This window comes from Bacillus seohaeanensis (assembly GCF_042684945.1).
Lineage (GTDB): Bacteria > Bacillota > Bacilli > Bacillales > Bacillaceae_B > Rossellomorea > Rossellomorea seohaeanensis.
In genome coordinates this window covers 120,829-132,996 of record NZ_JBHUMF010000031.1, presented here as the reverse complement: position 1 = coordinate 132,996, position 12,168 = coordinate 120,829, and the positions used below count along the sequence as shown (strand labels likewise).

Below are 12,168 nucleotides of genomic sequence, written 5' to 3'. Positions count from 1 at the left end.
AATGTGCTCTAGGTGAATAAAAATTCGAACTAATTCTTTCATTTGAAGGGAAATTAGTTCGGATTTTTTTATAAGTCTTCATAAAACTTGTTGTTCTTTTTAACTTGTTCTAGCTGTTGATTGGAGTGCAAGACGAAGACTCCTGCGGGAAAAGCGGAACAGGTGAGACCCCGCAAGAGCGCAGCGCATGTTTAGCTCCAGCGGCTAACTCGCTGTGAAAAAGATGAAATCCCCTAAAGGCAAAAAGCGCCTTTTGGGTATTTCCCTATTTTCTTCACGAGCTGACCAAGCCACTTCCGCTTTTCCCGGAGGCTCACCGACCGCCCGCGGAAAGCGAAGTCTTGACACGGAAATCAACAGCGGTGTGTAACAGCGATTACGAAATAATTTAATCTGATATTATTCGTCTTTAGGGGATAGTATGTTAGTTATGTCCCAACCTCGTTTAATTAACTTCCCTTAAGCCCTTCCCTTCAAGAATTTCTTGAATACCTTCTTCACAAACCCCATAAGAACGCCAAGAACACGTTTCACATACAACTTGAATATCGGAGGCGGTGACATGCTTACGAATACGGGACTCCATGTCCTCCCACTTCAGAATTTGTCCGATCTCAAGCTCCATTTTCTCTAAAATAGCAGCATCTCTCTCATAGATGTTGTCGTTTTGGCAGTGATATTCACCTGAGTTTGGGTACTTTTCACACAAGTGATCTGGCCCCTTTACAAGCTGGATTAACGTCTTGGGGTCGTTTCTTAAGGTTTGATGCATATGCGTCATATTTTCCACGTATTCTTGAGAATAGCCCATTCCCCGATAGCCCAAAAGGCAAAAAAGATGATGACCTCGCAGCTTATACATAATTAGCCCCCAATTCATGGTTCGGTTAACTTATATCATTTATCCTAACATATCATACTTGATCAATTAGGAACTTTTTAATCCAATAAGAGTAGTAGGGTTATTCGTAACCTCCACCTAAAACACACACAAGAATTGATACAATCATCCGAACAGCAAGTAAAAAATAATCACACTCCTCATTTACAATGATAATCATTGTCCATATAGTTTGAGAATGATAGATAGGAAGTAACTCCCCCTTCCTACAAGATTTATATAGCGCAAATAACTAATTTGTGGTAATGTATTAACATCTAATTGAGAATCATATTCAAAAGTGAGGTGTTTTACTACGATGATAAAGCGTTTCTTTGGCTATTACCGGCCACATCGAAGGCTTTTTTTTATTGACTTTTTTTGTGCTGTATTCGTAGGGGTGTTAGAACTAGGATTTCCTCTTGCCGTTTCTTGGTTCATTGACGATCTCCTTCCAGAAGGGAATTGGAGTACGATTACTTCTGTAAGTATCGGTCTTTTAGTCCTTTACCTTATGAGCTCCTGCATGCAGTTTGTCGTGAATTATTGGGGCCATAAATTAGGGATAAATATTGAGACTGACATGAGACGTGAGCTATTCAACCACGTGCAACGGCAATCCTTCCGCTTTTTTGATAATACCAAAACAGGCAATATTATGAGCCGTATTACAAATGATTTAATGGATATAGGGGAGCTTGCCCATCATGGACCAGAAGACTTCTTTATTGCAGTAATGACATTTATCGGTGCGTTCTGGATCATGCTTACGATTAATGTAAAACTAGCTCTAGTTGCTATCATCATTGTTCCATTTCTTGTCTGGCTCATTTCCTACTCGAATATTAAAATGAATAAAGCATGGACACGAATGTTCGGTAATATTGCTGATGTAAATTCACAGGTAGAAGACAGTGTATCAGGTGTACGGGTTGTACAATCTTTTACTAATGAGCAGTACGAAAAAGATCGCTTTAATAAAAATAATCAGTTTTTTCGTAAAACAAAACTAGAGGCTTATAAAGTGATGAGTACAAACCTTTCCGGAATTTACGTTACAACTCGGCTCATGACCGTCACTATTTTAGTATACGGTGCTTGGCTTAGCTTTTCAGGATCATTGTCGTACGGAGAGTTAGTTGCTTTTATTCTCTATCTAAATATTTTATTTAAACCGATTGAAAAGATTAGTGCCCTACTCGAACTTTATCCAAAAGGGATGGCAGGCTTTAAGCGTTTTATCGAATTGATTGATACGGAACCAGATATTAAAAACCTTCCCGATGCCGTTGAGGTTCCGGCTTTAAAAGGAGATATTCATTTTCAGCATGTTACCTTTGGATATGAGGGTAATCGCAGTATTTTAAACAATCTAACCTTTTCGATTGAGGCAGGAAAAACAGTCGCATTTGTAGGTCCCTCTGGTGCTGGAAAAACGACGATTTGCTCGTTAATCCCTCGCTTTTATGATGTTTTAGGTGGAGAAATTACGATAGATGGCATCGATATCCGAAATATGACAAAAGAATCGTTACGCTCTAACATCGGAATCGTTCAACAGGATGTCTTTTTATTTACCGGAACCTTAAGAGAGAATATTGCCTATGGCAGATTGAATGCAACGCAAGAGGAGATTGAAGAAGCAGCTAGTAAAGCACATTTAACCGAACTTATCGCTTCGCTTCCAGATGGGTATGAGACGCAAGTCGGCGAAAGAGGATTAAAGCTTTCTGGTGGTCAGAAACAACGAATAGCAATCGCAAGAATGTTTTTGAAAAACCCACCAATTTTAATTCTCGATGAGGCAACATCCGCACTCGATACAGAAACAGAAGCCATCATACAAGAAGCGTTGAATAGTCTTTCTAAAGACCGTACAACACTGATTATCGCCCACCGATTGGGAACAATCAAAAAGGCGGACCGTATTCTCGTTATTACGGAAGAAGGAATTGCGGAAGACGGTACCCATCAGGAGCTTAGTGCCAAAGAAGAAGGTATTTTTGCTAGACTCCATGCGCTTCAATAAAGGGAAACTTCAATCAGTGGGGGCCTCCCATCCCCATTGATTGTTAGTTGAACCAACCGGGCGTTTACGGACAGTTTCGCTTCTCCAATCCTCTTAAGCCTTGAGATGGGGGGCTTACTGTCCGTTAATGCGGGATAAAATACCAACTATAGTGTCTGATTGCCGTACAATTATGTACTCATGTACGGCGATTAGGAACTGCATTTTATTACTTTCAAGGCCCTCACTAATGACAACAGACCTTTCTTTTCACTGTATTTCTCATTTTTCAATGCCCACCCCTTCCCTTCCTTTTGAAAAAAAGTGAAGAAAAAAAGTCTCTACTACTATACTCACAAATAGGATAACAATTATAATTGTTTTTAAAAAAGCACAATCATTTAGTTGAATGTGAAAAGGATGCATACCATGCCAATTAATTCTTTTGAAAATTATCCGATGAGCTGGAAGCCATCGATTGACAAAACGGAAAAACCAATTTATCAAACACTCGCAGGGCAATTGGAACAGGATATATTAAACGGAGATTTACTACCTGGAACCAAACTCCCTCCACAGCGAGAACTAGCTGATTATTTGGATTTAAACCTTAGTACCATTTCAAAGGCTTTTAAAGTATGTGAAGAAAAAGGATTGCTAAGTGCATCGGTTGGAAGTGGGACATTTGTATCGTATGATGCGTTATCAAATGCCTACTTGCTTGAAGATACAAAGCCTGTTCATTTGATAGAAATGGGAGCAACACTACCAGATAATGCTTCTTACGAGCCACTGCTACTCCAACTAAAAAGTATGTTACAAGAGACAGATTATGATAGGTGGTTTGGTTATGGTCGACCAGGTGAAAGCCTTTGGCAAAAGGATGCTGCTGTAAAGCTAATCCAAAGAGGTGGACTTGAAACAACCGTTGATCATATTTTATTTGCCAATGGGGGGCAAAATGCGATTGCTGCTACATTAGCAAGTCTTTGTAAGCCTGGAGATCGTATTGGTGTTGACCAACATACATATCCCGGTTTAAAAACTGTTGCATCCATGCTTAGTGTGCAAATAGTACCGATAAAATCAGAGAATTACGCAATGAGCCCAACATCCTTTGAAAATGCGTGTAAAAATTATAACATTAAAGGCATTTACGTAATTCCTGATTACCATAATCCAACAGCTTCATTTATATCTATTGAGAATCGAAAAAGGATAGCAGCAATTGCCAAAAAGTATAATCAGTTTATTATTGAAGATGGCTCATACCATCTCCTCCATAATAAACCACTTCCAGCAGTCGCATCATTTGCACCTGAACAGGTTATCTATATTGCAAGTTTATCTAAATCATTTGCACCAGGGTTACGATTAGCCTATGTAGCTGTGCCAAGTCAATTCAAGGAGCCTATTTCAAAGGCACTTTATAATTTAAATATAACCGTTTCCCCATTATTAGCAGAACTGACAGCACGTATGATTGTATCGAATCAATTTGAATCCTTAATTGAGGGGCATCAGGAACAAACCATTCTCAGAAACCAAGTCGTCAATCGATATTTGGCAGACTATACGTGTCTAGGCGTGGAAACGGGCATCTTTCGCTGGCTGCTGTTACCAGGCAAGATTACAGGTGCTGAATTTGAAGCGTTAGCTGCAAAGCAGGGAGTACAAGTGTATGCTGCTGAGCGTTTTGTAGTTGGAAATAGTTGTCCGGATAGGGCTGTAAGGATTTCTGTCTGTGCACCAAGAACATTAGAAGAACTCGAGCAAGGACTGATTATCCTTAAACGTTTGCTAAATAGCCTTACCTAATATTGTTCGCCATACAATTATAATATTGTATGGCTTTTTTGTGCGTGTTACGATAATTCAAACTAAAACACAGTCAAAAGGAGGAGAAAATATGAACAATCCTGTAATCATTGTTGGTGCGGGTTTAAGTGGCCTACGCGCTGCGTCACTACTTACTAAACAAGGCATTGAATGTAGGGTCCTAGAGGCTAGAGATAGAATTGGAGGCAGGATTTTGAGCACTTCTGTTCCAAACAGACCTGACCTTGGCAAATTTGACCTTGGCCCGACGTGGTTTTGGCCACAGTCTGAGAGCCATATTGTTAATCTTGTTAAAGAACTAAATTTAGAAACTTTTGTCCAATATAACGAAGGGGATATTCTTTTAGAACGATTCCAAATCAAACCACCAGAGCGTTGTGTGCTGCAAGAAAGTTCTGATGAAAAGTGGCTTCGATTGACTGGAGGTGTGCAGTCTCTTATTGATGCTCTAGCAGAGACTATCCCCTCAGAAATAGTTGAGCTAGAAACACGAGTTAAGAAAATCCAGCTGAATGAAGCTGGTGATATTACGGTTGAAGCAGACCTTGCTGATGGAAAGAGAAAAAAGATTCTTGCAGATGCTGTTATTTTAGCATTGCCACCTCGTCTTGTAGCGAATCACATTGAATTTTCTCCTTTCCTACCTCCAAATCTTATTACTGATATCGGAAAAAAACCTACGTGGATGGCGGAACAGGCCAAGGTTGTTGCAGTCTATGATCGTCCCTTCTGGAGAGAATTAGGACTTTCTGGATATGCATTGAGTGCCGTTGGTCCCTTACAAGAAATATATGATGCTTCTCCTAATAAAGGATCTGGCGCATTATTTGGTTTCTTCGGATTACCTGCAGATACACGTAAAAAAATGGGACAAGACAAAATTTTAAAATTGGTTGTTGACCAGTTAGTTAAGCTCTTTGGAAGTGAAGCCGAAAACGTACAGGATATTTTTTATAAAGATTGGTCTAGAGATGCTGAGACGGCTGTCGAAGAAGATTTTAGTCCTCTAAAAAATTACCAGAGTTATGGTCAACCACCAGTGGAAGGTGTATGGAAAAAGAAAATTATTTTTGCTGGTACAGAGACAAATTCACAATATAGTGGACATCTGGAAGGTGCACTTCAGTCAGCTGAACAGGCTGTTTTTGAAATCATTAATTTAAACAACAAGCCTTTATAACATGATAAATAAGTATCTTACGTGAAAACTAACAGATATTGATTTTTTATTCCTGTTATAAGTCCTTTTAGGTATTTAATAAGGAACGAGTAAAGCGAAAAATTCTTATGATCACAGCATCCTATAACTCTTATCGTTACTCCAAACTTCCTTACTACCAGATTGTGAACTATTTCGCTCAAAATAACAGGTTCTTTCGTTCAATAAGGCACTAACAAAACGGGACGTATGGATTTTTTTAATCCATGCGTCCCGTTTTGTGGCTATTTGTACTACTTATTTACATACTCCACATTTTATACTAATTCTCTGTTTTTCTTATAAGAACGTTTTAATGAAATATAGTTAAAAAAAGACTCTTTTCTCATAGATTGTTGTTTTTACTTATAAATTATGTCCGTTGCTTTCCACTACGGGCACTTGCTTTCCGCGGGGAGGAATGAGAGCCTCCTCAGCTTCGCCTGCGGGGTCTCTCCCTTCCCTCTCTTCCCGCAGGAGTCAAGTGCCCTCCGTTCCAAGCAACTCAGTTGGGTAAACTTAGTTTGTAGTTGAAAAGCAACAAACTTTACGAAAAACTCCCATGGCGGCTGAAACAAAGCCTCCACCATCTACTATAAAAAAGCAAATTTAGTGCCAAAGTGGTGCAGAATCAATTCATTTTGGTTATCCTAAATGATTTCACGATGCTTCAAAATACTTTTTTCCATACAAACAACCTAAAAAACATATGGTACCATTCCTTATCCAAGGAAAGCATCCGACCTTGCAACTAAAAATCGACTTAAAAATTCTCTCTAGCTTTTTCGATAATGTCCTTAATGAACGGTTCTTTTTGTTGGGTATAGGTTGGTCTATCGTACTTATATTTAGAAGCAAGTTCACTTTTAAGCAAAGCATACTCTTTAGCGACTTGAGGATGTTTTCTAAGATAATCACGAAATAGTAGTTTCTCCATCCATTCTCTGCCATGCACTTCACAAATATGCAAATGACAAGTTCCTTTTCCCCATAAACCCTTTCTGAAAAACCTTCTATCCGTTACTTCTGGTTTTGGAACATACTCAAATTCAATTTCACTTAGAGGAGCAACAAAAGTAGGTACCGTACTTAACTCCTCTACGCCTACCATAATGTCAATGATCGCCTTAGCTTTTAATCCCTTTATTGCCGTACTTCCAATATGCTCAATCCTCGCTACTTTATCACCAATAACATCCATAATTCGCTTTCTCTCATATTCAAATTGGTTTTCCCATTCTTCGCTGTACTCACTTACATTAACCAGTAGCTTTGTCATTCCTTCCCCCACCAATCGGTAATAATTAGTCTAATAAAAAGAGCTGCCGAAACAGCTCACTATCTACCACATTATTAATTTATATTCTCGAGACTGGAATCCAACTTTCACTTTTTATTGATGATGAAGTCAACTCCTTACTTTTAATTAATAGGATTTCGGAGTCTTCTGTAACTTGATAGTTAGATGATGGAATAACCCTTCCCTAAGTTTCCTGTAGCGTACTAGGAAACGGCCCCGATGATTCGAATAGTGCCCATGATCATGTAGGAACTTCCTACGTAATATACCACAGGAGTTGTGAATACATTTTTATTTATAGTAGTCTTCTTGAAGCATTCCCATAAGGACTTCATCAGAGTATTTATTATTCATATAAAGGGATTGTCTTAGTATTCCTTCTTTTTTAAACCCTGCTTTTTCATATGCTTTTATACCACGAATGTTATGAGAAAATACCTCTAACTCCAAACGATTTAGTTTAAGCTCCTCAAAAGTAAATTTTTGTGCAAGTTGAGTCGCTTCCGTACCGTAACCTTTGTTTAAACTATTTTTACTATGTAGCGATATTCTAAACCCTGCCTTTTTATTATCTTCATCAACGTCTAAGATGGCTAAATCACCTATTAGTTTATTATTATCTAATAAACAAATGGCAAAATCATAACGTGTAGGATCTTTGCTAAACTGTCTATAACTTTTAATAATTTCATCCATTGTAAACGACTTACGAGTGCCAGTCATATATAAAAACTCTTCATCCTGACAAGACTTATAAATACTTTCCATATCGTTATCTTCAATAGGCCTTAAGTATACCAATCTTCCTTTTATCACTATACTAACTCCTTCTTTCTCTTTTTTTAAGAATATTTTCGTGAAATTTGTTGTTTGTCGGTAATGGGCCGTCTGCGGAGTCTCGACTTTTCCTCTGTATCCCGCGGGAGTCCAGTGCCTTTCGCTCCAATCTACTCTGTGTTTTCAAGTATTGTTAAAAGCAACCGTCTTCTAGAAAAAAGCCCTAATAATTGATTCATAGTAAACCTCTATTCTCCTTTAAAATTCATTAGCTTATTAAACTACCTGCCCCGTTCGTACAAGAAGCCACTCGCCCTGTTGAGTAGACGCAACCACTAGTGGAATAAAAAAATCTTTTGAATGTCATTTATTTAATTTCACTTTAGTCCTCAGATGCAAAATAAACTCAAACCCAAAAGCTACTATTAATCCAGCCCAAAAAATGACAGAAGAAGAAAAGAAATTACTTGCGAATAATAGACTATAAGTTTGGTCTATGAATAAAAGAAACATATAGGTATAAAAGCCAAGTATGGCCCCTTTATTCCAGTTACCTAATTCTGTTTCAGACATATTCTTAAATAACTTCATTATTACATCCTTTCCTCTCCAAACTAAACTAACATTCTTTTCGAAGTAACTACTTACATTAGTCGACAAATGCTTTTGCTCTAATTTAATGGTAACAACCATTTCCTTTTATCTTGGAGAAAAGGAGAAGCGCTCCAACTCTTGTCGAAAGAATACCCTAACTACTTGAAATTTTAACATAAAATCCCAACCTTTTTTTTAAAAATCCAAAATAAAAAAGATCGCCACGTTTGACGATCATCTTGTTTAACTTAAACACCAGCTAGCTTACTAAACTGGATTAGGGATATTTTGACTAGTGCCAACCGAAAGAAGCCTCCCCTTACCCGTTCTACTCACGATTGAAGAGGGAGTCTTCTTTTGGAAAATGATAAATAATTGGATCGACTAACAGCTGACACGGACATGTACTGTTTTGGATATAGTCTTCCCATTTATTACAGCACTTGCTGTAAATCTAGTTTCTTCGAATGGTGTATGTGGCGGTACGGAAGCTTTACTTGTGAACTCTCCATTCTCATCTGTCATCAGAATCATAGGATCAAATGTGAGCAGCGGACTGCTTAAGGTGACTTCTACATTCGGAAGAGGCGTACCATCATCACATAAGACACAGCCCTGTATCTTTTCACAACACTTAATCTTCTTTGGTTTTTCCAGCTTTATCTCCGGTTTCTTACATGGACAATCAATTTTCATGAGGGCCAGCTTAGATGATACGATTTCTCCCTCGATCATCGCAACAGTCCTTATCTTGATTGTTTCGTCCGCACCAAATTCCGGATGAATTGAAAATTTGTATGTGCCGTCCTCTTTCATGATCGCGGGGTTCGGAGTAATTTTGACTGCCTCTAGGGATGGGGACTCGACAATACAGTAAATATACGCGTTCTCTACTGGCTTATCGTCACACGTTAAACAGCCCCTTACTTTCTCTTCTTTGCATTTCACCAATTTTGGCCCTTCTAGCGTTAGTGCACATTCTTTATCCGGATGGCATCCTGCCCACACATATTCTGTTTGCGATACTGGAATCCCATTAACAACTGCATGAACCGTATAGGAAACCTTTTCAAACGGTGTACCTGGCGAAATGGTCACTTTATTTGAAAAGCTACCGTCTTCATTTGTTACGACAACCGGTACTTCAAAATTTAATAGGTCACTACTAAATTTGACTTCGCTATTCGGGACAGGTTTCCCATCGCAAAGTACACATCCGGTCATTTTTCCAGCGCAGATTATTTTATCTGGATTATCTACTTCTATTACTGGTTTCTTACACGAACAATCCACCTTAATTTTCTTTATTTCCGATGAAACTTCTGCCTCTTTGATATTTGCGAAGGCTTTGACAGTGATGGTTTCCGTTACCCCTGAACTAGGCAAAAGATGTGTTGAATAGGTCCCATCCTCTTTTGTAATTGCCGGATTCGGCACTGCGTGGATAGCTGTGGGTGACGATGCTTCAATATCAAAGAAGATTTCGGCGTTCGGAACTGGCACACCGTCACACGTTAAGCAACCGGTCAGCTTAGCTCCTTCACAGCCAATATTTTTTGGAACTTTCAACGACAATTCCGGTTTTTTGCATATAACGCATCCTGCTTTCACCTTATTCGTTACCGAAACTGTCCTTCCATCTACAACGGCTTCTGCTGTATAAAAAGCCTCCTGTAGCGGAGTACCTTCTTCCACCGTCACGGCACTTGTAAATTCTCCATTCTCATCCGTCACGGGGTTCTCCGGATGGAACGCTAAAATGGAGGATCCTGCTAATTTGACTGGAACATTAGCCAACGGCAGACCATCACAGGTTAACCTGCCATTAATTACGGCGCGGCAATCTATTTTTTTCACGTTTTTGACGGTAATCTTAGGATTCGTACATTTAACGCACCCTGCTTTTACCTTATCCGTTACCGAAACTGTCTTTCCATCCACAACTGCCTCCGCTGTATAAAAAGCCTCCTGTAGCGGAGTACCTTCTTCCACCGTCACGACACTTGTGAATCCTCCATTCTGATCCGTCACGGAATTCTCCGGATGGAACTCGAGAATCGAGGAACCGGACAAGTTAACTAAAACATTGTTCAACGGTCGTCCATCACAGGTTAATCTGCCATAAATAAATGCGCGGCAATCTATTTTTTTCACGTTTTTGACGGTAATCTTAGGGTCCGTACATTTAACGCATCCTGCTTTCACCTTATCCGTTACCGAAACTGTCTTTCCATCCACAACGGCTTCTGCTGTATAAAAAGCCTTCTGTAGCGAAGTACCCTCTTCCACCGTCACGACACTTGTGAACTCTCCATTCTCATCCGTCACAGGATTCTCCGGATTGAATTCGAGAATCGGAGAACCGGATAATTTGACTGGCACATTAGCCAGTGGTAGACCATCACACGTTAACCTGCCATAAATAAATGCACGGCAATCTATTTTCTTAAGATTTTTTACAGTAATTTTAGGATTTTTACATTTAATGCATTGCACTGTTATTTGCTGAGTTTCCGAAAAGACTTCTTTCCCGCCAATTTTTACCGACGCGGTGACGGTGATGGTTTCGTTGATTCCCGTAAAAGGAAGCAGTGTGGCGGAATACGTTCCATCTCTCTGAGTAATTGCTGGGTTCGGCGTGACCTTAACTAAATTCGATGAAGAAGTGATGGTGAACGCTATCGCTGCATTCGCAATAACACTCCCGTCACAGACAAGCCTTCCAGAAAGCTTCGTTCCTTTACATCCAACAACTCCCGAAATCGGATTCAACGTTAAGATTGGGTTTTTACAATAAAGGCAATCAACCCTCACATAAAGCGTATCACTAATGGCTATACCGTTTACTACAGCAGAGGCGGTGATCCTCACTCCCGGTGTAATGGGTGTCCCCTCGGGAACCGTTACCGTTGTGCTAAATCGACCAGTACTGTCAGTGACGGGCATAGCATCACTAAACACCAACCCGGAGAAAGTACTGGTTAAATTGACGACAACACCTGGTACCGGTCTGTAATCACATAAAACCCTTCCGCTAATGACACCCTCACAACTTATACTCCCTACCTCATACAAGTGGATTGTTGGATTCTCGCACTCTTCATGAGGAAAGAGATCCGGACACCCCTGAGGCGGCATCTCAACCTCACATATTACTTTTTTCTTTTTTCTCTTGCTCATGAAATCATCCCTTTACTCGTGCATTCACCCCATCATATGCCAAAAATGATGGGCTGTTCTCATGAGCCAGGATTCCTTGGTAAACGAATGTTCATAGATATATTAGAAGTGTTTCATTGGGAGAGTTTTTTTTATCTGGACTTTTTTGCAGATATGTTATTGTTGGTATAAGAAGGAAGCCAGTTTCATTTTCAGTAAGGTTTTTCCCCTTTAGCCACTCTGTAACTATTGGGATTTCCCTCTTGAACACTCCTTTTATTTTATCCCCTAATTTTCGTGCGGTTTTTATATCAATATAAATGGCTGTTTTCGTGAAGTTTGTTGCTTTTTAACGAAAAACTACGTTTAATCAACGGGCTGAATTTATAAGTAAAAACAACAATCTATGAGAA

General features: G+C 39.4%; 7 protein-coding genes. 3 read left to right on the top strand and 4 right to left on the bottom strand.

The window, feature by feature from the left end; genetic code table 11:
* Positions 1–445: 445 nt before the first annotated feature.
* On the bottom strand, positions 446–862 hold the full coding sequence (locus ACFSUL_RS13945) for a DUF1284 domain-containing protein (RefSeq protein WP_071411981.1): 417 nt from the start codon (positions 860–862) through the stop codon (positions 446–448).
* Between the two features lie 337 nt (positions 863–1,199).
* Here ACFSUL_RS13945 and ACFSUL_RS13940 point away from each other — a divergent pair, with 337 nt between their 5' ends.
* From ACFSUL_RS13940 to ACFSUL_RS13930, 3 genes are all read left to right on the top strand, one after another.
* Positions 1,200–2,909 (top strand): ABC transporter ATP-binding protein, encoded by a 1,710-nt coding sequence (locus ACFSUL_RS13940; protein WP_377936376.1) that lies wholly within the window; start codon positions 1,200–1,202, stop codon positions 2,907–2,909.
* Between the two features lie 408 nt (positions 2,910–3,317).
* Positions 3,318–4,706: an aminotransferase-like domain-containing protein gene (locus tag ACFSUL_RS13935; protein WP_377936374.1), complete on the top strand. Its 1,389-nt coding sequence runs from the start codon at positions 3,318–3,320 to the stop codon at positions 4,704–4,706.
* Positions 4,707–4,797: 91 nt separating this feature from the next.
* The gene (locus tag ACFSUL_RS13930) at positions 4,798–5,907 is read left to right on the top strand and encodes a flavin monoamine oxidase family protein (protein ID WP_377936372.1); all 1,110 of its coding nucleotides are present in this window, start codon (positions 4,798–4,800) and stop codon (positions 5,905–5,907) included.
* Between the two features lie 781 nt (positions 5,908–6,688).
* Here ACFSUL_RS13930 and ACFSUL_RS13925 read toward each other — a convergent pair.
* The 3 genes from ACFSUL_RS13925 to ACFSUL_RS13915 form a co-directional block, all read right to left on the bottom strand.
* A complete protein-coding gene (locus tag ACFSUL_RS13925; protein ID WP_071411977.1) occupies positions 6,689–7,204 on the bottom strand; it encodes a GrpB family protein in 516 nt (171 codons plus the stop codon).
* Between the two features lie 312 nt (positions 7,205–7,516).
* Entirely contained in the window at positions 7,517–8,041 is a 525-nt protein-coding gene (locus tag ACFSUL_RS13920) for a GNAT family N-acetyltransferase (protein ID WP_377936370.1), read from the bottom strand.
* Positions 8,042–8,980: 939 nt separating this feature from the next.
* A complete protein-coding gene (locus ACFSUL_RS13915; RefSeq protein WP_377936368.1) occupies positions 8,981–11,734 on the bottom strand; it encodes a hypothetical protein in 2,754 nt (917 codons plus the stop codon).
* Positions 11,735–12,168 lie beyond the last annotated feature (434 nt).

Excerpts from the sequence above, each read along its gene's own strand:
- ACFSUL_RS13945 (WP_071411981.1), bottom strand. The coding sequence starts at position 862 with ATGTATAAGCTGCGAGGTCATCATCTTTTTTGCCTTTTGGGCTATCGG.
- ACFSUL_RS13930 (WP_377936372.1), top strand. The coding sequence starts at position 4,798 with ATGAACAATCCTGTAATCATTGTTGGTGCGGGTTTAAGTGGCCTACGC.
- ACFSUL_RS13915 (WP_377936368.1), bottom strand. The coding sequence starts at position 11,734 with ATGCCGCCTCAGGGGTGTCCGGATCTCTTTCCTCATGAAGAGTGCGAG.
- ACFSUL_RS13940 (WP_377936376.1), top strand. The coding sequence starts at position 1,200 with ATGATAAAGCGTTTCTTTGGCTATTACCGGCCACATCGAAGGCTTTTT.
- ACFSUL_RS13925 (WP_071411977.1), bottom strand. The coding sequence starts at position 7,204 with ATGACAAAGCTACTGGTTAATGTAAGTGAGTACAGCGAAGAATGGGAA.
- ACFSUL_RS13935 (WP_377936374.1), top strand. The coding sequence starts at position 3,318 with ATGCCAATTAATTCTTTTGAAAATTATCCGATGAGCTGGAAGCCATCG.